This window comes from Variovorax sp. GW821-FHT10D07, from assembly GCF_059415325.1.
The window spans coordinates 574115-598061 of the sequence record NZ_JBWKMZ010000003.1 but is presented as its reverse complement, the minus strand read 5'-3'; the positions used below and the strand labels follow the sequence as shown (position 1 = coordinate 598061).

General features: G+C 72.7%; 23 protein-coding genes. 5 read left to right on the top strand and 18 right to left on the bottom strand.

What is annotated here, in order from left to right; all coding sequences use genetic code 11:
* Positions 1-48: 48 nt before the first annotated feature.
* Both AC07PU_RS13165 and AC07PU_RS13160 read right to left on the bottom strand, forming a co-directional pair.
* On the bottom strand, positions 49-1305 hold the full coding sequence (locus AC07PU_RS13165; RefSeq protein WP_395352172.1) for an efflux RND transporter periplasmic adaptor subunit: 1257 nt from the start codon (positions 1303-1305) through the stop codon (positions 49-51).
* A 219-nt stretch (positions 1306-1524) separates the two neighbouring features.
* A complete protein-coding gene (locus AC07PU_RS13160) occupies positions 1525-2409 on the bottom strand; it encodes an alpha/beta hydrolase (RefSeq protein WP_495317981.1) in 885 nt (294 codons plus the stop codon).
* A 183-nt stretch (positions 2410-2592) separates the two neighbouring features.
* Between AC07PU_RS13160 and AC07PU_RS13155 the strand changes: the two genes are divergently transcribed.
* Entirely contained in the window at positions 2593-3507 is a 915-nt protein-coding gene (locus tag AC07PU_RS13155) for a LysR family transcriptional regulator (RefSeq protein WP_208510854.1), read from the top strand.
* 5 nt (positions 3508-3512) lie between these two features.
* Entirely contained in the window at positions 3513-4712 is a 1200-nt protein-coding gene (locus AC07PU_RS13150; RefSeq protein WP_495317979.1) for a lanthionine synthetase C family protein, read from the top strand.
* On the opposite strand, the gene AC07PU_RS13145 is transcribed toward AC07PU_RS13150, so the two are convergent.
* Complete coding sequence (locus AC07PU_RS13145) at positions 4709-5557, bottom strand: helix-turn-helix domain-containing protein (protein WP_495317977.1); 849 nt, start codon at positions 5555-5557, stop codon at positions 4709-4711. The two genes, AC07PU_RS13150 and AC07PU_RS13145, sit on opposite strands and share 4 nt — an antisense overlap.
* A gap of 132 nt (positions 5558-5689) precedes the next feature.
* Here AC07PU_RS13145 and AC07PU_RS13140 point away from each other — a divergent pair, with 132 nt between their 5' ends.
* Genes AC07PU_RS13140 through AC07PU_RS13130 form a run of 3 tightly spaced genes read left to right on the top strand, consistent with a single transcriptional unit; the run spans position 5690 to position 8024 of the window.
* Entirely contained in the window at positions 5690-6676 is a 987-nt protein-coding gene (locus tag AC07PU_RS13140; RefSeq protein WP_495317975.1) for a Bug family tripartite tricarboxylate transporter substrate binding protein, read from the top strand.
* Positions 6677-6679: 3 nt separating this feature from the next.
* Entirely contained in the window at positions 6680-7549 is an 870-nt protein-coding gene (locus tag AC07PU_RS13135) for a PhzF family phenazine biosynthesis protein (protein WP_495317973.1), read from the top strand.
* Positions 7542-8024 carry a RidA family protein gene (locus tag AC07PU_RS13130; protein ID WP_495317971.1) on the top strand — a complete coding sequence of 161 codons (483 nt, stop codon included), beginning with the start codon at positions 7542-7544 and terminating at the stop codon, positions 8022-8024. Before AC07PU_RS13135 ends, AC07PU_RS13130 begins: the two co-directional genes overlap by 8 nt.
* Positions 8025-8034: 10 nt before the next feature.
* Here AC07PU_RS13130 and AC07PU_RS13125 read toward each other — a convergent pair whose 3' ends face one another.
* Genes AC07PU_RS13125 through AC07PU_RS13055 form a run of 15 tightly spaced genes read right to left on the bottom strand, consistent with a single transcriptional unit; the run spans position 8035 to position 23891 of the window.
* A complete protein-coding gene (locus tag AC07PU_RS13125; RefSeq protein ID WP_495317970.1) occupies positions 8035-8763 on the bottom strand; it encodes an LrgB family protein in 729 nt (242 codons plus the stop codon).
* Positions 8760-9113: a CidA/LrgA family protein gene (locus AC07PU_RS13120; protein WP_057591611.1), complete on the bottom strand. Its 354-nt coding sequence runs from the start codon at positions 9111-9113 to the stop codon at positions 8760-8762. Before AC07PU_RS13120 ends, AC07PU_RS13125 begins: the two co-directional genes overlap by 4 nt.
* Positions 9114-9142: 29 nt before the next feature.
* Positions 9143-10168 (bottom strand): aminotransferase class I/II-fold pyridoxal phosphate-dependent enzyme, encoded by a 1026-nt coding sequence (locus AC07PU_RS13115; protein WP_495317967.1) that lies wholly within the window; start codon positions 10166-10168, stop codon positions 9143-9145.
* Positions 10165-11139 (bottom strand): adenosylcobinamide-phosphate synthase CbiB, encoded by a 975-nt coding sequence (cbiB, locus tag AC07PU_RS13110; protein ID WP_495317965.1) that lies wholly within the window; start codon positions 11137-11139, stop codon positions 10165-10167. Before cbiB ends, AC07PU_RS13115 begins: the two co-directional genes overlap by 4 nt.
* 17 nt (positions 11140-11156) lie before the next feature.
* Positions 11157-15185: a cobaltochelatase subunit CobN gene (cobN, locus tag AC07PU_RS13105; protein WP_495317963.1), complete on the bottom strand. Its 4029-nt coding sequence runs from the start codon at positions 15183-15185 to the stop codon at positions 11157-11159.
* On the bottom strand, positions 15182-15535 hold the full coding sequence (locus tag AC07PU_RS13100; RefSeq protein ID WP_093342337.1) for a DUF2149 domain-containing protein: 354 nt from the start codon (positions 15533-15535) through the stop codon (positions 15182-15184). Before AC07PU_RS13100 ends, cobN begins: the two co-directional genes overlap by 4 nt.
* The gene (locus tag AC07PU_RS13095) at positions 15532-16005 is read right to left on the bottom strand and encodes a MotA/TolQ/ExbB proton channel family protein (protein WP_093342339.1); all 474 of its coding nucleotides are present in this window, start codon (positions 16003-16005) and stop codon (positions 15532-15534) included. The genes AC07PU_RS13100 and AC07PU_RS13095 overlap by 4 nt, the downstream gene beginning before the upstream one ends.
* Positions 16005-16700, bottom strand: a complete 696-nt coding sequence (gene bluB / locus AC07PU_RS13090) for a 5,6-dimethylbenzimidazole synthase (RefSeq protein ID WP_495317961.1) — start codon at positions 16698-16700, stop codon at positions 16005-16007. Before bluB ends, AC07PU_RS13095 begins: the two co-directional genes overlap by 1 nt.
* A gap of 5 nt (positions 16701-16705) precedes the next feature.
* A complete protein-coding gene (cobO, locus tag AC07PU_RS13085) occupies positions 16706-17275 on the bottom strand; it encodes a cob(I)yrinic acid a,c-diamide adenosyltransferase (RefSeq protein WP_296742543.1) in 570 nt (189 codons plus the stop codon).
* A 34-nt stretch (positions 17276-17309) separates the two neighbouring features.
* A complete protein-coding gene (locus AC07PU_RS13080; protein WP_495317958.1) occupies positions 17310-18092 on the bottom strand; it encodes an ABC transporter ATP-binding protein in 783 nt (260 codons plus the stop codon).
* On the bottom strand, positions 18089-19099 hold the full coding sequence (locus AC07PU_RS13075) for a FecCD family ABC transporter permease (protein ID WP_495317956.1): 1011 nt from the start codon (positions 19097-19099) through the stop codon (positions 18089-18091). Before AC07PU_RS13075 ends, AC07PU_RS13080 begins: the two co-directional genes overlap by 4 nt.
* Positions 19099-19986: an ABC transporter substrate-binding protein gene (locus AC07PU_RS13070; protein ID WP_495317954.1), complete on the bottom strand. Its 888-nt coding sequence runs from the start codon at positions 19984-19986 to the stop codon at positions 19099-19101. Before AC07PU_RS13070 ends, AC07PU_RS13075 begins: the two co-directional genes overlap by 1 nt.
* Complete coding sequence (locus AC07PU_RS13065) at positions 19983-20609, bottom strand: bifunctional adenosylcobinamide kinase/adenosylcobinamide-phosphate guanylyltransferase (protein ID WP_093342349.1); 627 nt, start codon at positions 20607-20609, stop codon at positions 19983-19985. Before AC07PU_RS13065 ends, AC07PU_RS13070 begins: the two co-directional genes overlap by 4 nt.
* Positions 20551-21948 carry a cobyrinic acid a,c-diamide synthase CobB gene (locus AC07PU_RS13060; RefSeq protein WP_495317952.1) on the bottom strand — a complete coding sequence of 466 codons (1398 nt, stop codon included), beginning with the start codon at positions 21946-21948 and terminating at the stop codon, positions 20551-20553. The genes AC07PU_RS13065 and AC07PU_RS13060 overlap by 59 nt, the downstream gene beginning before the upstream one ends.
* Positions 21933-23891, bottom strand: a complete 1959-nt coding sequence (locus tag AC07PU_RS13055; protein WP_495317950.1) for a TonB-dependent receptor domain-containing protein — start codon at positions 23889-23891, stop codon at positions 21933-21935. The genes AC07PU_RS13060 and AC07PU_RS13055 overlap by 16 nt, the downstream gene beginning before the upstream one ends.
* Positions 23892-23947 lie beyond the last annotated feature (56 nt).

Below are 23947 nucleotides of genomic sequence, written 5' to 3'. Positions count from 1 at the left end.
CCGGCGCGCCGGCCTGTGCTCAGGCTGGCGCGCGGGGCCCGGTGTCGTTCAGGACTTCGCGGCCTGCGCCACTTGTTCCGTCGGTTGTTGCGCCTTGCCGTCGGCCTTGGCGTCCATGGTCACGGTCTGCGGCGCCACCAGCGCACCCGGGCGGATGTGCTGCAGGCCGTTGACCACCACGCGGTCGCCCGCCTTCAGGCCCTTGCTCACGACGCGCAGGCCGTTGATCGAGGCGCCGAGCGCGACTTCGCGGTAGACCGCCTTGTTGTCCTCGCCCACGACCATCACGAACTTCTTGTTCTGGTCGGTGCCGATGGCGCGTTCGCTGACCAGCAGCGCGGTGTCGTTGCGGGCCTGGCCCATGCGGATGCGGGCGAACTGGCCGGGGATCAGGGCGCCGTCCTTGTTGTCGAAGGAGGCGCGCACGCGCACCGTGCCGCTGCGGGCGTCGACCTGGTTGTCGATCAGCTGCAGCTTGCCGACGAAGGGCGTGCCCTCCAGGCCGGCCGTGCCCATCTGCACCGGGATCGTTTCGATCTGGCCGCGGGCGCTGGAGCCGCTAGGCAGGTCCTTCAGGGCCCGCGTGATCACCTGCTCGTCGGCATCGAAGCTCGCGTAGATCGGGCTCACCGAGACCAGCGTGGTCAGCACCGGGGCGCCGGGACCGGCCGCCACCAGGTTGCCCACCGTGACCTCGATCTTGCCGATGCGGCCCGAGACCGGTGCCCGCACCTGGGTGTAGCCCAGGTTCAGGCGCGCCGACTGCAGCGAGGCCTGGGCCGCGCGCAGGTTGGCTTCGGCTTCGCGGCCGGCGTTCACGCGCTCGTCGTACTCGCGCTGGGCGATGGCCTGCTCGTCCCACAGGCGCTTGGCGCGCTCCTGCTCGCTGCGGCTGAAGGACTGGCGGGCCTGCGCCGACGCCACCTGCGCCTCGGCGCGCTCGACCTCGGCGGCATACGGCGCGGGGTCGATGGTCACCAGCAGGTCGCCCTGCTTGACCAGCGCGCCTTCGCGGAAGTGCAGCGACTGCACGGCACCCGCGACGCGGGAGCGCACGTCGACGCGTTCGACTGCTTCCAGGCGGCCCGAGAACTCGTCCCAGGCGTTGATCTCGCTCGGCGCCACCGCCGCGACCGAGACCGGGATGGCTTGCGGCGCGCCCGCGGCCGGGGCGTTGGCCTCGGCCTTGAAGCTGTGCATGCCCAGCACCGCGGCGGCCACCGCCAGCAAGGCGGTGACGCCGGTCACGGCGGGCCACAGGCCCTTGCGGGCCGCGGAGGAAAACGTTGGCTTGTTGTTCGACATGGTGATTCGTCCTTCTCTCAGATGACTCAAATGACTCGGATGACTTTTCGGGATGCAACAGTCCGTCCTGGCGCCCTCGCACCAAGAAAAACGGAGATTTCGGAAAAAGGCCGGCCGCACCGGGTGCCCCCGGTGGCTCGGCCGTATCGGCGGGGCCGTCGCCTCGTTGGCGACCGACCTCACCGCGCTAGCGGCTGGCTATCTGGCTGACGTCGCTGGCTAACTGGGCTTCGGTGTCGCCCCTTGGGGCGGTGTGGTCGCCGCAAAGAATTCGCGGAAGTGCTGCTGCACGGTCGCTTCGCAGACCTTGCAGCCCATGCACTCGGCGTCGTAGAGCGCCTTGGGCCATTCGGCCGCGTTGCTCAGCACCGCGCTCGTGACCTCGATGCCGGCCGAACGCAGCCGGCCCGCGAAGGTCAGCGCCTCGTCGCGCATCGCGTCGTCCTCGCCCACCAGCACCAGCGCCGGGGCCAGGGCCGAGAGGCGCAGCGAACCGCTGGGCACCGCATAGGGGTGCGTGGCGTTCGACGGGCAGCTCAGGTACTTCTCCCAGCCCGTGGCCCAGCGGCATTCGGGCGAGTCGTTGGTCGCCTTGCGCAGCGAGGCCGTGCCGGCGCAGGGGTCGAGCATCGGCGACAGCAGGATCTGGCCCGCCAGCGGCGGATGGGCGCGGTCGCGCGAGATCAGCGCCACCGCCGCCGCCAGGTTGCCGCCGGCTTCCTCGCCGGCCAGGTAGACCTGAGCGCCGCGGCCGCCGAGCTTGACGCGCTGCTTGTACAGCCATTCGAGCGCCGCGTAGCCGACCTCGATCGGCTCGGGAAACGGCGACTCGGGGGCCAGCGGGTAGTCGAGCGAGACCACCACCGCGCCGGCGCCGGCCAGCAGGCGCGCCACGTTGCGGCCGTTGTCGAGCCCGCCGCAGATGAAGGTGCCGCCATGGAAGTGCAGCACCAGCGGCACGGTTTCTCCCTTGGGGCGCTGGCCGTAGACACGGGCGCCCACCGGATCGCGGCCGGGCAGCTCGATCGACAGATCGGCTTCCGCGCCTTGCACCGCGGCGAGCGCGACTGCTTCGGCGGAGCGGGACGATGGACGGGGTGACATGGGGACGACCTCGGGAAATGGGCGATGGTTGAAATATAAGGCGCCGACTGTCGCGTTAAACAGGGATGCAAGCCCTACTCTGTTTCCAAACTACGAACAATCGGACCGGGTCACCAAAGGGTTATGGCCTTGTGTGAGAATCCGCACCCCCGGCGAGGGCCGGGCCTCAAGAACAGGCATTCGATGGATCAGATCCAGGCCATGCGGATCTTCGTCCGCGTCGTGGAAGCCGGCACCTTCACCCGCGCGGCGGACTCGCTCGCCCTCCCCAAGGGCACCGTCACCAAGCAGATCCAGGCCCTGGAATCGCGGCTGCGCGTGAAGTTGCTGAACCGTACCACCCGCCGGGTGACGGTCACGCCGGACGGCGCCGCGTACTTCGAGCGGGCGGCGCGGCTGCTCAACGACTTCGACGACATGGAAGCCAGCATGACGAATGCGCAGTCCAGCCCCACGGGCCGGCTGCGCATCGACGTCGGCACCTCGGTCGCGCGGCTGGTGATCCTGCCGGCCCTGGCCACCTTCTGCGACCGCTATCCCGAGATCCAGGTCGATCTCGGCGTCAGCGACCGCACGGTGGACCTGATCAGCGACAACGTCGACTGCGTGATCCGCGCCGGCGACCTCGCCGACCAGTCGCTGGTGGCGCGGCGCATCGGCACCCTGCACTTCGTGACCGTGGCCTCGCCGGCCTACATCAAGCGCTATGGTGCGCCGCAGCATCCGAACGACATCGAGAAGCGGCACCACGTGGTGAGCTACTTCTCGGGCACCACGCGGCGCGTCTACCCGCACGAGTTCAAGAAGGGCGACGAGCACATCGAGCTCAACGGCCCCTACCGCGTGTCGGTCAACGAGAGCAACGCCCACATGGCGGCCGTGCTCGGCGGCTTCGGCATCTCGCAGTGCATCACCTTCATGGCCGAGCCGCACCTCGAGAGCGGCGAACTGATCGAGGTGCTGTCCGACTGGCACCGCGACCCGCTGCCGATCCACGTGGTCTACCCGCCCAACCGCCACCTGAGCGCCAAGGTCCGCGCCTTCGTGGACTGGGCCGCCGAGCTGTTCGCGAAGACGCCGCGGCTGCAGCGGCGCTGAGCGCCATGCTGTTCTCGCCCGAGCGCCACGAGCCCCTGCGGGCCGACGCCTGGGACGAGGGCCGCGCGCGCGAGGCCATCGAGCGCATCGTGCGCGACACCGAGGCGCGCTTCACGCCCGAGGGGCTGTGGCCCATGCATCCGGACGACGCGCCGGACCCCGCCCCGCTGTACCTGCTGTACTGGGGCGCCAGCGGCGTGATCTGGGCACTGCAGCATCTGCGGGACCGCGGCGCCGCGCGGCTGACGCGCGACTACGCGCCGGTCGTGCCGGGCCTGATCGCCGCCAACCGCGCGGCCATGGGTCGTCCCGCCGACGCCGGCTTCGCGGCCTACCTGATGGGCGATACCGGCATCCGGCTGCTCGAGCACCGGCTCCAGCCCTCCGCTGCCATCGCCGATGAGCTCGCGCGGCTGTGCGGCGGCCACCTCGGCGACGAAACCCTCGAGCTGATGTGGGGCACGCCCGGCACCATGCTCGCGGCGCTGTTCATGCACGAGCGCACCGGCGAGCAGCGCTGGGCCGAGATCTACCGCGATACCGCGCGGCTGTTGTGGTCGCAGCTCGAATGGTCCGAGGACTTCGGCTGCCACTTCTGGACCCAGCGGCTCTACGGCCAGCGCTCGACCTACATCGACGCGGTGCACGGCTTCGTCGCCACCGCGGTGCCGCTGATCCATGGCCGCCACCTGCTCGACGATGCCGAATGGAACGCCGGGCGCGACTGCATCGCCAACACCGTGCGGCGCACCGCCGACCGCGAGGGCGCGCAGGCGAACTGGCGCCCACGCCTGTTCCCGCTGCCCGATGCCTCGCGGCCGAAACTCGTGCAGATGTGCCATGGCGCGCCGGGCTTCGTGATCTGCCTCGCGGATTTTCCGGGCGACGCGCTCGACGAGCTGCTGCTCGCCGCCGGCGAGACCACCTGGCAGGCCGGCCCGCTGAACAAGGGCGCGAACCTGTGCCACGGCACCGGCGGCAACGGCTATGCCTTCCTCAAGCTGCACCGCCGCTTCGGCGACGCCGCCTGGCTGGACCGGGCGCGCGCCTTCGCCATGCACGGCATCGCGCAGACCGAGGCCGAACTGGCGGAACACGGCCACCTGCGCTATTCGCTGTGGACCGGCGACCCCGGCTTCGCGATCTACCTGTGGGATTGCATCGAGGGCACGGACCGCTTTCCGACCCTCGACTGCTTCTTCTAGGCCGGCGGCCGCCGCGCGCGCAGCTCGCCGGCCGTCGTCGCCCAGGCCTTGCCGAGCATGCGCGTGAGATAGGCCCCCGAGGCCCAGCCGACCTGCTGCGCCACCGACAGCACCGATTCGTCGGTGCTCTGCAGCAGGTGGCGCGCGCGCTCGAGGCGCCGCTGCTGCTGGAACTCGAGCGGCGACAGCCCGTAGGCCGCGCGGAACAGCCGCTCGACCTGCCGGCGCGAGAGCCGGTGCCGCGCCGCGAAGGCCTCGAGCGGCAGCGGCGCCGCGAGCTCGGCCTCGATGTCGCTGGCCAGCAGCGCGGCGATCACCGCGCCGGGCGTGCCGCGGCCGTCGGGATGCACCAGCGGGTTGGCCATGAGCCGCGCCGCCTCCATCACCAGCGCGCCGCAGTGGGCCACGTGCGCCATCGAAGGCTCGGGCGATGCCGGCGCGCCGGCCATCTCGAGCAGCCGGTGCGACAGCAGGTTCAGCGCGCCGCTGCCCGCGCGCAGGCCCTGCGCCGGCTTCGCGATGCCGTGCGCGCGCAGCGCCGTGTCCCAGAACTCCGAATCGACATAGACCGCGAGGTGCGTCTGGCGCAGGGTCATCGCGCTGGTGGCATGGGCGGCGCCGGCCGCGAACCAGAGGAAATGGCCGGGCGAGGACTGCAGCGCGTCGCCGCGCGGATCGATCACGTCGAAACGGCCCGCCAGCGGCACGAACAGCATGTCGCAATCGTGCGCATGCGGCGTGGTGGCGTAGCCGTCGAGCGTGCTCGCCACCGGCGTCGCCTTGTGGGCGAGGCGGTGGGCGAACGCGGAGATCCGCGGTCCGGATGGGGCGGCTGGGGACGGCATGGGGCCGATTGTGTGGTCAATCGCGCGGCCGATGTCGCATTCGTGCGCGCGGGCGTCGCGAGCGGAGGCACGCGCGGATCGATCGGCAGGAAGACTAGGGCCTCCCCTCCACCCGTTCCGCCAAGGACCTCCATGACCGCCAGCCTCCGCCCGCCACGGCGCCTCGCCCTGATGGCCGCCGCCGCCCTGCTCGCCGCCGCCTGCGGTGCCGCGGCCGCCGCCGACACCTATCCCGCCAAGCCGATCACCATCGTCGTGCCCTTCCCGGCCGGCGGCGGCACCGACGTGATCTTCCGCGCGGTGCAGGTCAGGCTGCAGGCCGAGCTCGGCGTGCCGGTGATCATCGACAACCGCGCGGGCGCCGGCGGCACGGTGGGCACGGGCTACGCGTCCAAGGCCGCGCCCGACGGCTACACGCTGGTGGCCGCAACCACCACGACCATCGCCTCGGCACAGGCCGTCTACCCCAAGCTGCCCTACGACCCGCTGGCCGACCTCGCGCCCGTGGGCACGCTGGGCACCACGCCCTTCGTGCTGGTGGTGGCGCCCACCCTGCCCGCGAAGAACCTCGCCGACTTTATCCGCGATGCCAAGGCCAGGCCCGGCACGCTCAACTACGGCAGCATCGGCAACGGCACCGCGAGCCACCTCGCGGGCGAGCTGTTCAAGCAGCGCACCGGCATCGAGATGACCCACATTCCCTACCGCGGCGCGGCGCCCGCGCAGACCGACCTGATGGCCGGCCAGATCCAGGCGCTGTTCGACAACCCCACCGCGCTCGCGCCCCAGGTGCGCGCGGGCCGCATGCGCGCGCTCGCGATCAGCCAGCCCTCTGCGGTGTTCCCCGAGCTGCCCAGCTTCGAGGCCGCGGGCATCAAGGACTTCAAGCCCGAGCTCTGGTACGGGCTGATGGCGCCCGCGGCCACGCCCAGGCCGGTGGTGGAGCGGCTGCGCTCGGCGCTCGACAAGGCGCTGCAGGACCGCAACCTGCGCGCCGACATGATGGCCAAGGGCGTCTCGCCCGCGAGCTGGTCGCCCGAGCAGTTCGGCCAGCGCGTGCGCGCCGACATCGCGCTGTGGGGCGGCATCGCGCGCTCCGTCAACGCGAAGGCGGACTGAATCATGGCGATGCAGCTCGTACGCGTCTTCGCCCGCCCCGGCACCCGCGCCGGCGGCAACCCGGCCCCGGTCTGGCTCGATGCCGATGCCATGTCCACCGAGGACATGCAGGCCCGCACCCGCGAGAGCGGGCACGAGTCGGTGTTCGTGCTCGCGCCCGACGATGCCGCCCGGCACCGCCTGCGCATGCGCTACTTCGTGCCGCGCCACGAGATGGAGATGTGCGGCCATGCCACGCTCGGCGCGCTGTGGCTGCTGCACGAGCGCGGCCGCTGGAGCGGCGAGCCGATCGCGGTGCAGACGCTCAGCGGCACGGTGCATGGCCGCTTCGTCGACGGCGCGGTCGAGATCAGCCAGCCCAGCGCCAGCATCGCCGCGGTCGACGCGGCCCTGGTGCGCGAGATCGCGCAGTGCCTGGGCATCGACCTCGTGCAGATCGTGTCGCCGGTGCTCAACGCCGCCACCAGCCGCGTGAAGACGCTGGTGCGGCTCGAGAGCCCCGAACTGCTGCACGGCCTGCGGCCCGACTTCGCGCGCGTCGAGGCGCTGTGCGACCGGCTCGGCTCGACCGGGCTCTATCCCTTCGCATCGAACGCCGATGCGCGGGGCACCGAGGTCAGCGCGCGCCAGTTCCCGCGCTCCTCCGGCTATCCCGAGGACGCGGCCACCGGCATCGCCGCCGCCGCGCTGGCCTGGGGCCTGCGCGAGATGTCGCTGGTCGGTGCGGACGGCACGCTGGTCACGGTGCGCCAGGGCGAGGCGATGGGCTCGCCCTCTGCGATCCAGGTGCGGCTGCCCGCGCAGGCCGATGCCGCCGAAGGCTGCTGGCTGCGCGGCGACGCGCAGGCGATGGACAAGGTGCCGCATGACTGATGCCGACCGGCGCCTGGAGACACTCGCCGCCCAGGCGGGCCACGATGCCTCGCCCGCCGCGCGCCCCGCGGGCCGCTATGCGAGCTTCGCGCGCGCCGGCGATCTGCTGCATTCGAGCGGTGTGGTCGGCCGCGAGAACGGCGTGGTGATCGCCGGCACTATCGACGACAGCGACGCGGGCATCGCGCTCGGCGAACGGGCCGCGGTCGCCGCCGCCATCGCGCTGCTGCGCGCCGCGCGCACCGAGCTCGGCGGCCTCGACCGCGTGCAGAAGATCGTCGCCCTCACCGGCTACCTGCAGACCGGGCCCGGCTTCACGCAGCATGTGCGGGTGATGAATGCCGCGAGCGAGCTGCTGCGCCAGGTGTTCCCCGACCAGCCGCTGCCCGCGCGCACCACGGTCGGCGTGGCCTCGCTGCCGGGCGGCGGCGCGGTCGAGATCTCGCTGGTGCTGCAGGAGCGGCCGGCGGACTGAAGGCCGCGCCTCAGGCCCCCAGCCAGCGCACCACCAGCGGCACCAGCAAGGCGGTCGCGATGCCGTTGAGCCCCATCGCGAGCGCCGAGAACGCGCCCGCGGTCTCGTTGACCTGGATCGCGCGCGCGGTGCCGATGCCATGCGCCGTGATGCCGACCGCGAAGCCGCGCACCGCGGGCTCCTTGATGCGCAGCAGGTTCAACAGGCCCGTGGCCATGATCGCGCCCGCGATGCCGGTGATGGCGGCCGCGACCGCCGACAGCGACGGCAGGCCGCCGATCTTTTCCGACACGCCCATCGCGATCGGCATGGTGGCCGACTTCGGCGCCAGCGACATCAGCAGCTCGTGCGAACCGCCGAGCGCCCAGGCGATGCCCACGGCCGACACGATGGCCGCCACCGAGCCCGCGAGCAGCGCCACGCCGATCGGCAGCCAGAGCCGGCGCAGCCGCGCCACCTGGCTGTAGAGCGGCACCGCGAGCGCCACCGTCGCCGGCCCGATCAGGAAGTGCACGAACTTCGCGCCTTCGAAGTAGGTGTCGTAGGGCGTGCGCGTCGCCAGCAACACGGCGACGATCACGATCACCGACACCAGCACCGGATTGACCACCGGGTTGGCGCCGCTGCGCCGGTGCAGCCACAGCGCGCCCAGGTAGGCCAGTAGCGTGAGCGCGAGCCACAGCAGCGGCGACTGGGCCAGGAAGACCCAGATCTCGGACAGCTTCGCGGGCGTGCTCATTGGGCGTCCTTGCCGGTGATGCGGATCATCCAGCGCAGGGTGAGCGCGGTGACCGTCATGGTGAAGGCCGCGCCCAGGATGCCCGCGGCCAGGAACGGCAGCCACTCGCGGCCCACGCGTTCGAAATGCAGCATCACGCCGGTCACGGCCGGGATGAACAGCAGCATCAGGTTGCGCAGCAGATGGCCCGAGGTCTCGCCCAGGCTCTCGGGCACGCCGCCGCGCCACAGCAGGCCGGCGAACAGGAACAGCATGCCGAGCAGCGGACCGGGCACCGGCAGGCTCAGCCACTGCACCAGCAGTTCGCCGGCGAGCTGGCAGAGAAAGAGCGTGGTGATGGCATAGAGCATGGCAAGGTCCTCGTGGTCGTTCTTGTCGGCTAGTTTGCACCCGCCAGGCGCTGCCATGCGGAGTGCAGCGCGGCCTGGCTCGCGGGCGGCAGCACGCCCATGCGCACCTGGCCCGGCAGGCCGAAGGACGCGCAGTCGCGCAGCTTGATGCCCTCGGCGCGCAAGCCGGCCAGCAGGCCCGCGAAGTCGATCGCCATCGGTTGCACGAGGTGGTAGTTCGCCACGCTGGGCGTGGTCTGCCAGCCCATGCGCGCGCACAGCGCGAGCTGCGCGGCCTTCCATTCGCGCAGCGTGGCCAGGCTGTCGCGCACCCAGGCTTGCACCGCGGGTTCGGCCCAGGCCGACAGCATCGCCACGCCATGCGCGCCCACGGGCCACGATGAACCCAGGCGCAGCAGCCCGCCCACCGCCTCCTGACCATCCGCCGGCGCGATCGCGTAGGCCGCGCGCACGCCCGTCATGCCCAGCGCCTTGTTGGGCGACCACATCTGCCAGAGCCGGTCGAGCCGCGCGGGCGCCAGCCCGAGTTCGCCTTCGAGCCGCAACGGTTCATAGGCGCGGTCGAGCACGCAGGGCACGTCCTCGGGCAGCGCGGCGATCGATGCGGCCAGGCCGGGCTGCGCCTGCCCCTGCGGCGCCGACGGATCGCAGCACCACGCGAGCCGCGGCCGGCGCGCCGCGTGCGGCGCACGCACCACCTGCAGGCCCCAGGCGCGCGCGGCGGCCGCGTAGTCGCCATAGGAGGTGGCCGGCAGCACGACCTCGCCGTGCGCGCCGCGGTCCTCATGCGCCACCCAGGCGGTGATGCGCCGGATGAACTCGCTCGCGCCGGCCGCGATCACGATGCGCCAGGGCTCCACGCCATGCAGCGCCGCGAGCCGCGCGCGCAGGGCCGTGTAGGCCGGATCGGGATAGCGCGTCGCGTCGGCCGCGCGCACCCGCGCCAGCGCCTCGGGACACGGGCCGCAGGCATTGGCATTGGTCGAGAAATCGTGCGCGGGCGCGCCGAGCGCATCGGGGCCGCCGTGGGTCGGGGTGAAGTCGAGTTCGCTCATCGCGCCGCCATGAACAGGAGGACGACCGGCAGCCAGGCGGCCAGCGCCAGCAGCAGCACGGCGCGCTGCCCGAAGCGGGCGGCACGCGCGGTGTCGGCGGGCATTGCGGCCCGGCCCTCGGCGTTGAGCGCATAGACCGCGGGCTTGGCCAGCCGCACGCCGAGCAGCAGCGCCATCGCGGCCATCGGCCAGCCGCTGTTGGGCGATGGCGTGCGGCGCGCCTCGCGCGCGAGGCCGCGCGGCCAGCGCCCGGCCGCCAGCGCGAGCAGCAGCACCGTGAGCCGCGCGGGCAGCCACGACAGCAGGTCGTCGGCGCGCGCGGCCCATTTGCCGGCCCAGGTCCAGTCGCGGCCGCCGCGCTCGCCGCGGTAGCCCCACATCGCATCGGCCGTGTTGGCGAAGCGGTAGAGCGCCGCGCCCGGCAGGCCCAACAGCAGGAACCAGAACACCGGCGCCACCAGCGAATCGTTGAGGTTCTCGGCCAGCGATTCGATCGCGCTCTCGCGCACCTCGCGCTCGCCGAGCTGCGAGACATCGCGGCTCACGAGACGCGCGAGCCGCGCCCGCCCCGCTTCCAGCGATTCGCCGAGCGCGGCCTCGACCGCGAGCACCTCGTCGCGCAGCATGCGCCAGGCGAACAGCGGCTTGAGCAGCAGCCCCAGCAGCAGCGCGAAAGCCCAGGCCGGCAGCGCGTTCTGCATCGCGGCCTGCAGCGCCACGGCGACCGCGAGCACGGCCAGCGCGCCCGCGCACCAGGCGATGGCGCCGAGCACGAAGGCGTGCCCTGCATTACCGGAAGCCGCGCCGAACGGCGGCGCGATGCGCGCGCCGGCCCAGCCCAGGTAGCGCCCGATCCACACCACCGGGTGCCAGCGCGCGGGCGGCTCGCCGAGCCAGAGGTCGACCGCGAGCGCAATCCACAGCGCGACCAGCATGGCCAGCACGGGAGCGGTGAAATCGATGGCCGGCATGGCGCGATTGTCCCGAATCAGTGGGCCGGCCGTGGCCGGCGATGCCGATGCCACTGGGTCAGCGCGCCGAGCGCCAGCAGCACCGCCATGCCGAACAGCGCCCAGAGCGTGCGCACCACCGAGGCGCTGCGCGGCGCGGGCACGGTCTCGGGCTGCGGCTCGAGCCGCAGCCCGCGCACGGGTTGGGTCGCGGCCTCGTTGCCTTGTTTGCTTTCACTCGGTGCCGGCGACTCGGCCGGCATGGCCGGGGCGCCCTGCACTTCCACCGGCACCACGACCGGCTTCGGCGGCGCGCTCATCGCCGCGCGCGCGAAGCGCTCCACCGCCACGTTGCGCTCGCGCAGCCCGCTGGCCTGCGCCGCCTGCGCATAGGCCTGCGCGAGCTCGCGCCGCGTCGCGGCATCGGGCGACCAGTAGTTCAGGCGCACCGCATCGAGCATGCGCTCGAGCGTCTGCGCGTAGGCCGCGCGGTTCGCGCCCTCGAGCCAGGCGCGGGTGCCGAGCCGCTCGCGGTCGCGCACATAGGTTTCGTGCAGCGACTGCCACTGGTCGGGCCGTACCGTGGCCGGCGCGGTCACCTGCCAGCCCCAGAGGAACTGCGCGGTCTTCAGCACCTGCAGCGCGCCGCTGTAGCCCTCGGCCTGCTGCGCCGCGATCCATTGCGGGTGCAGGTAGCGCGTCTGCATCTCGCGCGCGATCGCGCCGGCGGCGGTGTCGGTGCGCACCGCGCCGGTGTCGCGCAGGTTCTGCACATAGAGCGCCGGATCCTTGCCCGTGAGATGGCGCACCGCCTGCGCGATGCCGCCGAGGTACTGGAAGGGATCGTCGTTGGTCAGCACGCCATAGAGGTTGGAGCTGCGTGCCATCAGGGCCGCGTCGACCTGCGCGAGATTGCCCGCGAAGGCGCCGGGCCGCGCGGCGCCCTCGAGGCCCTGGCCATAGGCATGGCCCATGCGGTCGATGAACAGGCCCGCCATCTGCGCGTCGCCGCCGCCGCGGCGTTGCGAGCGCCAGAGCTCACTCGCGAGCGCGGCCTCCTCGAGCCCGGCGCCGTAGCTGCCCTGCTCGTTCGAGAACACGCGCGCGGTCGACCAGCGCGCGGCCTCTGCCTCCGACGCGCCCTCGGAACGCAGCCGCCGCGCCAGGGCCTCGCTGTGGCGCGCGACCGCGTTGGCGCCCGCGGGCTCGCGCAGCGCCGCCACCTGCCGCACCGCCTCGTCGAGCCAGCGCATCACGTGCGGGAACTGGTCGCGGTAGGAGCCCGTCACGCTGACCAGCACGTCGATGCGCGACCGCTTCAAGGCCGCGGCCGGCAGCACCTCGATGCCGTTCATGCGCCCCGCCTCGTCCCAGCGCGGCCGCACGCCCATCGCGTGGAAGGCCTGACTCTCGAGCACCCCCTGGTGGCGCGAGGCCTCGCCGGCCCAGAGCGTGAACGCGATCTTCTCGGGCGCCTTGCCGCCGTGGGATTGCGCATAGGCGGCGATCCAGGCGTCCATGGCGGCTACGCCGGTGTCCCAGGCCGCGCGCGTGGGCACGCGGCTGGGATCGAAGCCGTAGAGGTTGCGCCCGGTCGGCAGGCTGTCGGGATTGCGCACCGGATCGCCGCCATAGCTCGCGCGCAGATAGCGGCCGTCGAGGGCCGTCAGCAGGCCCTCGATCTCCTCGTTGTGCGCGAGCACCGTGTCGAGCTGGCGCACGCGCGTGGCCAGCGCGCGCAGGGTCTCGGCCTGCGCGGGCACGGCGACCGCGCCGTCGAAGGCCGCATCGTCGAGCACCCGCGCCACCCAGCGCCCCAGCGGTGAGTCGGCCATGTCGGCCGGCTCGCGCAGGAAGGTCTCGTCGAGGTCCTCGCCGAGCGCGGTCGCCAGCGGCTTGCCGACGATCTGCAGCAACGTGGCGCGCCGGCGCCGGGCATCGGGCGCCTCGCCGAAGGTCGCGAGGCCCAGCGGCTGCGCGGTCTGCGCGAGTTCGTCGAGGTAGGGATGCAGCACCGCCACGAAGCCCGCGAAGTCGGCGCGGATGCGCGCGGGTGTCCAGGCCAGGTCGCGGTCGTAGTGCCGGGCCACGAAGTCGGCCAGCAGCTGCCGTTCGAGCGCGGCCTTGACCGGGCCGGGCGCGAGCGTCTCCCAGTCGTGCATGCGCTCGTGCATCTGCGCGAGGCCCGGGCGCAGGCCGGCCGGCGAGAACATCGGCGTCGAATGGCTGACCATGGTCGCGCGGCCGCGGCGCTTGGCGGTGGTGGCCTCGCCGAGGTTGTCCATCACGTAGGGATAGACGTTGGGCAGGTCGCCGAGCACCAGCAGCGGATCGTCCTGCACCGACAGCCCGCGCTCCTTGCCGGCCGACCATTCGACCGTGCCGTGCGTGCCCACGTGCACCACGGCCGAGGCGCCGAACTGCGTGCGCAGCCAGAGGTAGGTGGCGAGGTAGGCATGGCCCAGCGGCACCGCCGAGCGGTGGTAGACCTGCTGCGCCTTGTCCATCACCCTCGTGCCGGGTTCGAAGCGCGGCGGCTGGCGCAGCACCACCACGTTGCCGAAGCGCACGCGCGGGATCACGAAGGCCGGCGCGCCGTCCACCGTGCGCAGCTGGGTCGAGCTTTCGGGCGCGCCCCAGTAGGCCTCGATGCGCTGCTGGGTTTCGACGGGCAGCGCGCGGAACCATGCGAGGTAGCGCGCGAGCGGCAGCGTGTCGGCCAGGCCCTGCGCGAGCAGCGGCTGCAGTTCGTCGGTTCCCGGTGCCGGGTAGGACGCCTTGAGCGTGGCCTGCACCTGCGCGATCAGCGCCTCGGGCGCGGGCGCCTCGGTGCGGTAGTCGGCCGCCTGCATGGCCGCGATCATGCGGCTCACGCTGCGCGGCACGTTGAGGAAGGAGGCGCCGAAGTTGGCCTCGCCTGGCGGATAGTTGTAGACCAGCATCGCGACCCGGCGCTGGTCCGCGCTGGTGCGCTGCAGCCGCAGCAGCGCCGCGGCCTTGTCGGCGACCGCCTCGATCTGCGCGGGCAGCGGCTGCAGGCTGCCGCTCGCAGCATCGCGCGCGCTCACGAGCATCGGGTCGGTCATGCCGGCCAGTTCGCTCGGGCTGTAGTAGGCGGCGATGTCGGACTGCGCCAGGCCGTCCTTGCTTTGCGCCCATTGCGCCGCATCCATCGCAAGCGACGGCAGGGTCTGCAGCACCGGCACGCCGATGCGCTCGAGCTCGGCCTTGCGTTCGTTGGGCGTGAAGACCAGCGCGGCATTCACGATCAGGTCGGCCACGCGGCGGCCGCCCTCGGCCTGGGTCATGCGCGTGTAGAGGTCCTTCTGCTGGCGCGGACCGTAGAAGGCATAGGCGCGCAGGCCGCGCTGCGCGAGCGCGGCGATCAGCGTGTCGAGCCAGGCCGTGTCCTCGCCGGTCACGGTGGCGGCATTGACCGCGATCGCCACCGTGCCGTTCGCGCCGGGCAACTGTTCGACCGCCTCAACGCCTGTTTCGATGCGCGGCCACCCCGGGTGATAGAAGCCCGCGAGCGGTGTCGCCACGGGTTCGGGCAGCCCATCGGACACGCCGACCTTGGCGAGCGCCTGCATCGAGGCCGAGAGGTTCGCGCCGCCCGCGAAGCGCCAGTAGGCACGCAGCCGCTGCGCCCAGGCCGCGTCGACGCCACGCTCGGCCGCGAGCGGCGGCGCGGCCGTGAGCTGGCCTCGGGCGACCAGCGCGAACTCGCCGACCAGCACATAGGGCGCCGCGCTGCGCGCGATCGCGTCGCCGAAGCGCGCCGCGGCGGCCTGCGCCACGCTCAGGTGCGGCGCATCGATCACCAGCAGCCGCGCGCCCTCGAGCGCGGCCGACAGGGCCTCGGGCGAGTCCCGCGTGGCCGACAGCACCTGCAGCGGCAGCCCGGCCTGCTGCGCCGCAGCCTGCAGCCGAGCGACGCGCGCGGGCGACACCAGCGAAGTCGCGAGCACAACGACCGGGCCGGTGGACGGCTGCTGCGCCCAGGCCGGCAGCGCCGCCAGCCACGCCAGCAGCCACAGCGCGACCCAGCGCCCCGGCAGGCTCACTTGCCGCCCTGCACCGGCACCGCGTCGGCCGGCACGTAGACCATGGTCCCGTCCTTGAGGCGCCAGGCCGTGCCCGCGCGCTCGCCGTCGCCCTCGCCGGTCGCGCCGCTGGCCTTGAAACGCGTGATCTTGCGGCCCTCGCGCGTCACGATCTCCATGTTCGGCTGGCCTTCGTTGCGGATCACCGTGACCTTGTCCTGCGCGAAGGGGTTCATCGGGTTGTTGATGACCGCGATCATCAGCATGCCGATCACGACCATGAAGACGTCGATCAGGTTGATGGTCGAGAGCACCGGATCGTCGTCGTCGCCGTCCAGGCTGCTGAGAATCGAGAACTGCCGCTTGCTCATGAGAGCCGGTCCCGCGCGTCGAGCAGCATCACCAGCTCGCGCATCAGCCAGCGCCGACGCACGGTGTAGACCACGAAGGCGATCGACGCCGAGGCCAGCGCGACGATCACGCTCGCAAAGGCCGGCGCGAGGCTCTGCGCCACGCCCTGCGATTCGCCCGAGGCCACGGCCACCAATGCGGGGCCCATCGGGATCATGGTGGCGATCAGGCCCAGCATCGGCGCCACGCGGCTGCACAGCCGCACGCCCTCGAGCTCCTTGAGCACGGCCAGCTCCATCTGCTCCTGGCTGGCCTGCGCATGCCGCGCCAGCACCAGCGCGCGCGACGGGTCGCGCCGCCGCTGCAGGTATTCGACGCCGAAGGCACCGAGGCACCACACGGCATAGACGAAGGACAGCAGCACGCCCAGCGTCACCGGCCAGAGGAACAGGCGCGCGAGCTCGAACAGGACGGTATCGAAGGCCAGCATCAGGCGGACTCCAGGTCAGGCGAAGAGGAAGGATCGGGATCGAACAGGTCCGAGGGCCGGCCCCAGGCCTCGTCGAACACCAGCGACGACAGCGGCGCGCGCCGTGCCCAGCGCTCGCGCTGCAGCATCGGCTCCTCGTAGAAGCCATGCACCGGCCCGAGGCACAGCAGCGCGATAGTCTCGGCGCCGGCCGGCAGGCCCAGCAGCGCCGCCACCTCGGCCGGATCGAACAGCGAGACCCAGCCCATGCCCAGCCCCTCGGCGCGCGCGGCCAGCCAGAGGTTCTGGATCGCGCAGGCGGCCGAGGCCAGGTCCATCTGCGGCAGGGTGCGGCGGCCGAACACATGGTGCTCGCGGCCGTCGGCCAGCGTCACCGCGAGCAGCTCGGCCGCGTCGAGCAGGCCCTCGACCTTGAGCCGCATGAAGGCGTCCTCGCGCTCGCCGAGCGCGCGCGCCGTCAGCACGCGTTCGCGCTCGACCGCCGCATGAAGGCGCGTGCGCTGGGCCGCGTCGCGGATGCGGATGAAGCGCCAGGGCTGCATGAAGCCGACGCTGGGCGCATGGTGGGCCGCCTCGAGCAGCCGGCGCAGCAGCGCGGGCGCGACCTCGCCGCCCGCGAAATGCCGCATGTCGCGCCGCTCGTGGATGGCGCGGTAGACCGCCCTCGCCTCCTCGGCCGCGAACGCCTGGCTCATCCGGCTCAATCCTCGATGCCGCGCTGCGCCGGGATGCCGGCCTTGAACGCATGCTTGACCAGCGTCATCTCGGTCACGGTGTCGGCGAGCTCGATGAGTTCGGGCGGGCAGCGGCGGCCCGTGAGCGCCACGTGCACATGTTTGGGCCGCGCGCGCAGGGTCTCGAGCACGCCCTCGAGCGGCAGCCAGCCGTAGATCAGCGGGTAGGTGATCTCGTCGAGCACCACGAGGAAGTACTCGCCCGAGAGGATCGCGGCCTTGGCCTTCTCCCAGCCGTCGCGCGCCAGCTGCCCCGAGCGCTCGAGGTCCTGGCTCTTCCAGCTGAAGCCGTCGCCCAGGCCCTCGATCGGGATGCCGATCTGCTCGAACATGCGGTGCTCGCCGAAGCGCGCGCTCGGCACCTTCATGAACTGGTAGATCTTCACGGCCTTGCCGCGGCCATGCGCGCGCAGCGCCAGCCCGAAGGCCGCGGTGCTCTTGCCCTTGCCGTCGCCGGTGTTGACGATGACGATGCCGCGGCGTTCGCCTTCGGGCTTCTCGTAGGGCTTCTCGCTGGGTGGGGTTTCTATCTGCATGGGTGGGTCTCTTTCAAGGCTGTCGAAAGCGAATTCAGCGCGGCAACGCAATCCACTGCTCGGCCACGCGATGCACGCGAATCCGGTGATCGAACACCTGCTCGAGCGCCGCATGCGTTGCGGGATCGCTGCTGCCGCCGTGGTGCACCACGCGGCCCTGGTCCATCACCACGAGTTCGTCGGCGGCCAGGGCCATGGGCAGTTCGTGCAGCACGCTGACCACGGTGCGGCCCGCGGCGACCAGCGCGCGCACGGTCTGCATCCAGTCGGCCTGGTGCGGCGGGTCGAGGTTGGCGAGCGGCTCGTCCATCAGCAGCAGCTCGGCCTCGACCGCGAGCGCGCGCGCCAGCAGCACGCGCTGGCGCTCGCCGCCCGAGAGCTGGCCCAGCGGCCGCTCGCGCCAGTCCCAGGCCTGGGTGGCGCGCAGCGCGCGCTCCACGGCGGCGCGGTCGGCGGCGTCGGGCGCGGCCAGCCAGCGCTGGTGCGGCAGGCGCCCGAGCATCGCGACGTCGTAGACCAGCAGGTCGTCGGCCGCGCCCTCGCCCGCCACGCCCTGGCCCAGCCACGAGAGGCGGCGCGCGCGCTGGCGCGCCGGCAGCTTCGCCGCGGGCTCGCCGAACAGCCGCAGCTCGCCGCGGTGCGCGAGCAGGCCCGCCAGCACCTTGAGCAGGGTCGACTTGCCGGCACCGTTGGGGCCGACGATGCTGGTCCAGCGCGCGGCGCCGATCGCGAGGTCGATGCCGTGCAGCACCTCGGTGCCGCCGAGCGCCGCGCTCACGCCGCGCACCTCGAGCGCCTGTGCGGTGACGGCCGTCATGAGGCCGTGCCCCTCGCGGTGCGCCGGTGCATCAGCCACAGCAGGTAGCTGCCGCCCAGCACCGCAGTGAGCACGCCCACGGGCAGCTCCTGCGGCGCGATCAGCCAGCGCGCCAGCAGGTCGGCCGCCATCAGCAGCAGCCCGCCCATCGCGGCCGACAGCACGATCAGCCGCGCATGCGTGGTCTTGACCACCGAGCGCACCAGGTGCGGCGCGGCCAGGCCGACGAAGGCGATCAGGCCGGTCTGCGCCACCGCGGCGCCGGTGGCCAGCGCCAGCACCACCACCAGCGCGGCGCGCATCGCGCCCAGCGGCAGGCCCAGGCTGCGCGCGGTGGCCTCGCCCAGCGCCAGGCCGTCGAGCACCGGCGCCAGCGCCCAGGCCAGCAGCAGGCACAGCGCGCAGGCCAGCGCCATCACGGCGCAGGCGCTCCAGCCGACCAGGCCGGTGTTGCCGAGCGTGAAGCCCTGGATCGCCTGCAGGATGTCGGCCGAGGCGATGGTGATCAGGTCCTTCATCGCGCCCAGCACCACGCCCACGATCACGCCCGCGAGCAGCAACCGCAGGGTCTGTTGCACGCCGCGCGCGAGCAGCAGCGTGAGCATCACGGCCGCCATCGAGCCGAGGAAAGCCGCGCCCGTGAGGCCCAGCCGCACCACCCACTGCGCGCTGGCGGCCGAGCCGCCGAAGAACAGCAGCGCCAGCGCCACGCCCAGCGAGGCGCCCGAGGCGCTGCCGAGCAGGAAGGGATCGGCCAGCGGATTGCGGAACAGCCCCTGCGCCACCGCGCCGGCCAGCCCGAGCAGCGCGCCCGCGAGCCAGGCGCCGAGGGTGCGCGGCAGCCGGATGTCCCAGACGATCTGCAGCGCGACCGGGTCGTGGCGCGCCGACAGGAAGCTCTCGAAGCCGGTGCTGCCGATGCCCAGGCCGAGCAGCAGCAAGGCGGCGCCGAGCACCAGCAGCGCGAGGCCGAGCAGCACCACGCGGCGCAGGTGGCCCGCGGACATCAGCGCGCGCCTCCCTTGTCTGCCTTGTCGCCCAGGCATTGCGCCATCAGCCGCGCCGCCTCGTCCATGCGCGGACCGGGGCGCACCAGCACGTCGGACTGCTCGGCCGTGAAGCGGCAGATGCGCCCTTCGCGCACCGCGCGCATGGTGCTCCAGCCCGGGCGCTGCTCGAGGCCCTGCGCGCTGCGCACGCTGACCATGATCAGGTCGGGATTGGCGCGCACCACGTATTCGGGGTTGAGCTTGGGAAAGGGACCGAGCGCCGCCGGCACGATGTTCCTGGCGCCCAGCCGCGTCAGCGTCTCGCCGATGAAGGAGGACTCGCCGGCTGCGTACGGCCCGCTGTTGACCTCGAAGTACACGCGCACGCCGCGCGCCGCGGCCGGCAGCGACTGCGCCGCGGCCGACACCGCGGCATCGATGGCGCGCCAGACCGCCGGCGCCTCGTGGGTGCCGAGCACCTGGTCGAGCTTGCCGAGCACGCGGCGCACGTCGGCATGGTTCTTGGGTTCGAGCACCAGCACCTTGAGGCCCAGCGCCTCGAGCCGCTCGGTCACGCGCGAGGACTTGGCGAGCAGCACCACGTCGGGCTTGAGCGCCACCACGGCCTCGACGTTGGGGTCGATGCCGCCACCGAGTTGCGGCAGGCCGCGCACCGGGGCCGGCGAATTCGAATAGCGGTCGACGCCGACCAGCCGCGCGCAGGCGCCGAGCGCGCAGACCGATTCGGTCAGCGAGGGCAGCAAGGTCACGATGCGCTGCGGCGGCTGCGGCAGCTCGACGCTCACGCCGCGCTCGTCGACCACCTCGAGCGCGCTCGCGGGCGGCGACCACAGGCCCGTGGCGAGTGCCAGTGCCGCCAGCGCGGCGGCGAGAAAGCCTTTCATCGGCCCGGCTCCTTCAGGGTCAGCGGCAGGCCCGCGGCCATCAAGGTGACGCGGTGGCAGACACCGGCCACGTCCTGGTTGAGACGGCCCAGCGCATCGACGAAGGCGCGCGTCTCGCGGCCCAGCGGGATCACGCCCAGGCCGATTTCGTTGCCCACCAGCACCACGGGACCGCGCGCATCGCGCAGCGCGCCCAGCAGCAGGTTGATGTGCGCGGTCGGCGTGCGCGAGACCGGCCGCGCGCCCTCGCCGCGCAACGGCATCAGCAAGTTCGTGAGCCACATCGTGAGGCAGTCGACCAGCACCAGCGATTCGGGCGTGCTCTGGGTCACGATGGCGCGCGCCAGCTCGACCGGTTCCTCGATGGTGCGCAAGCTGGGCACGCGCTCGGCGCGGTCGGCCTGGTGGCGCACGATGCGCTCGCGCATCTCGTCGTCGTAGGCCTGCGCGGTGGCGATCAGCACCGCGCGGCGCTGCTTCGGCGCGGCCGCGAGCCAGTCGGCCGCGCGCTGCTCGGCGCGACGCGACTTGCCGCTCTTCTGGCCGCCGAGGATGAATTCGTGTTCAGGCGTCAACGCGATGCTCCTGGGCAGCCGGTGCCCCGGTTTCGAGCGGCGCGGCATCGAACAGCCGCGCGGTGGCTTCAGGACTGGAGGCGAACCAGGCGTGGAAGTAGCTCGCGCGCACGCAGCCGTGCACGTAGAGCGCCTCGCCGCCGGCCGTGCCTTGCGGGCGGCGCGAATGGGCGGCCGGCACCAGCGGCGTCTCGCAGCGCGAGTAGTGGAAGGTATGGCCGCGCAGCGTGTGCGCGCCCAGCGCGAGGGCCTGCGGGCCGAGGCCGGCGAGCCGCTTCTGCAGTGTGACGCGACCGGGCAGCAGGCCCCAGAGCGCATGCACCGCCGCGTCGTCGCCATCCCCGGGCACCGCGATCTCGTCGAACAGCGCCATCATCCCGCCGCATTCGGCCCAGATCGGCCGGCCCGCCGCCGCATGGGCGGCGAGCGCGGCGCGCAGGTCCGAACGCCGCGCGAGCGTGGCGGCATGCAGCTCGGGATAGCCGCCGGGCAGCCACAGCGCATCGCAGTCGGGCAGCGCCTCGCCGGCCAGCGGCGAGAAGAAGACCAGCCTGGCGCCGAGCGCATTCAGCGTGTCGAGGTTGGCCGGGTAGATGAACGAGAAGGCCGCATCGCGCGCGATGGCGATGGTGCGGCCCGCGAGCAGCGGCGCGATCGGGGCGACCTCAACGGTGGAAGGTGGCTCGAAGCGCACCTGCGGCAGCTGCAGCGCCCCCAGCGGCGTGCCGGCCAGCGCATCGGCCACGCGGTCGAGCCGCTCGGCCGCGTCGCCGAGTTCGTGCGCCGCCACCAGGCCCAGGTGGCGCTCGGGCAGCGAGAAGCCCGCGTCGCGCGGCAAGGCGCCGAGCCAGTCCGCGGGTTCGCGCAAGGCGCCGCGCAGCATGTCGGCATGGCGCTCGCTGGCCACGCGGTTGGCCAGCACGCCGGCCCAGGGCAGGCCGGGCCTGAAGCTCTGCAGCCCATGCGTCAGCGCACCGAAGGTGCCGGCCATCGCATGGGCGTCGATCACGGCCAGCACCGGCAGGCCGAAGCGCTGCGCCAGGTCGGCCGCGCTCGGCGTGCCGTCGAACAGGCCCATCACGCCCTCGACGATCAGCAGGTCCGACTCGGCCGCGGCCGCATGCAGCCGCGCGCGGCAGTCGGCCTCGCCGGTCATCCACAGGTCGAGCGAATGCACGGGCGCGCCGGTGGCGAGCCGCAGCCAGTGCGGGTCGAGGAAGTCGGGCCCGCACTTGAAGGCGCGCACGCGCCGGCCCTGGCGCGCATGCAGCCGCGCGAGCGCGGCGGCCACGGTGGTCTTGCCCTGCCCGGAGGCGGGCGCGGCCACGAGCACGGCGGCGCAGCGCGCCGCGCGATCAGGCAGGTGTTGGCTTACTGGGGCGTCCACTTCAATCCGACGTACGCGTTGCGGCCACCGGTGACGTAGCCGCGCGCGAGCATGTAGTCCTTGTCGCCCGCATTGTCGATGCGCGCGACCAGGTCGACGTCGCGCACGATCTTCGTGCTGGCCACGAGGTTCAGCAGCGTGTAGCCGCCGAGCGTGCGCGTGTTGGCCGCGTCGTCGTAGCGCTGGCTCGAGGTCTGCACCTCGGCGCCCAGCGTCCAGCCGCCGAGGCGCCAGTCGGCGCCCAGCGTGGCATAGCGCTTGGCGCGGCGCGCGAGCAGCTTGTCGGTGGCGAGGTCGCGCGGGTCCTGGAAGTCGAGCGAGGCGCGCAGCGTGACGTCGCCGATGCGGTGGCCGGCCGAGAGCGTCACGCCCTCGTAGCGCGCCCGCGCGGTGCTGCCATAGCAGCCGAAGGACGAGGCGCAGCCCTTGGCGGTCGAGTCGAACACGATCAGGTTGCGCACTTGGTTGCGGTAGACCACGATGCCCGCGTTGGTCGGGCCGTCGGTGTACTTGAGGCCGAGCTCGACGTTGCGGCTCGACTCGGGCTGCAGGTCGGGCTTGCCGTATTCGCTGAAGCGCTGGTAGAGCGTGGGCGCGCGGAAGGCGGTGCCGGCCGAGGCGGTCACGCGCAGCTTCGGCGTGATCGCGAAGCCGTAGGCGGCGCTGCCGGTGGTCTTGCCGCCGAACTCGCTGTCGTCGTCGTGGCGCACATTGAGCTGCAGCGAATGCGGGCCCTGCACGAAGCCGTAGCCGAGCGAGACCGCATCCTGCGAACGCTTGCGCGCCAGGCCCTTGTCGGTGGCGCTGGTGGGCGCGTTCTCGAGCCGGTCCTCGCGGCGCTCGAGCGCGGCCGTCACCAGGTGCGGGCCGAAGCGCAGCTCGTTCTGGAACAGGTAGCCGCGCAGCCGGGTCTCGGTGCGGTAGTACGAGGGCATGGTGCTGTAGACCGACTGCGAATCGGTCACCTGCAGCCGCGTGCTGTAGACCTCGTTCCACTGCGCCGACCAGGTCAGGCCGCCGGTGCGCAGCCGGTTGCGGCTCTGGTCGTCGAGGTAGTAGGCCGGCGGCTTGCTGCCGGACTTGGCCGCGTCGTAGCGCGCCTGCGTGTCGCTCGACAGCGCGGTGGCCTCGAGGCGCTGGCCGGGCGCGATCTGCCAGCCCAGGCGCACATTGCCCGAGGTGGTGTTGTAGCCGTCGCGGTCGGGGCTGGTGAAGCCGTCCTTGGGCAAGGTGCGCTTCTCGAGCGGCTGGATGTTGAAGCCGCGGCTCTCCTCGTGCGCCACGCCGAACGAATAGTCGAAGACGTTGGCCTTGCCGCTGATCGCGGCCTCGGTGCGGAACAGGCCATGGCTGCCGAAGCCCACGCCGATCGAGGGCGACACGCCCTCCTCGCCGCGCTTGGTGAACAGCTGGATCACGCCGCCGATGGCGTCGGAGCCGTAGACCGCGGCAGCCGGGCCGCGCAGCACCTCGATGCGGTCGATCTGCGCCAGCGGGATGCTTTCCCAGGCCGCGCCGCCGGTGGCCTGCGAGTCCACGCGCACGCCGTCGATGTAGACGGCGGTGAAGCGCGTCTCGGCGCCGCGGATGTAGACGCTGGTCGAGTTGCCCACGCCGCCGTTGCGCACGATCTGGATGCCGGCCTGGCGCGCGAGCACGTCGGCCACGCCGGTGGATCCGCTGCGCTCGATGGTCTCGCGGTCGATCACCGAGACATCGGCCACCAGGTCCGACAGCGGCTGCGCGGTGCGGTTGGCCGTGACCACCGTCTCGCCGAGCACGCCGGGCTGTTGCTGTGCCGAAGCGACCGATGGCAGCTGGGCCAGCAGCAGGCCGCCGAAGGCCGGCACCAGGGCCAGCGGCAGGCCGGCCAGGCGCGCGCGCAAGGAGGACGCAGAAACGCGAGCGCGCGAACGGCGCGAGAAGGAAACGCAGGAAATCATGGAGTGAGCGAACGAACGTCTATGCCCCTTGCCGGCCTCCCCGCCGGCGCCCGGGG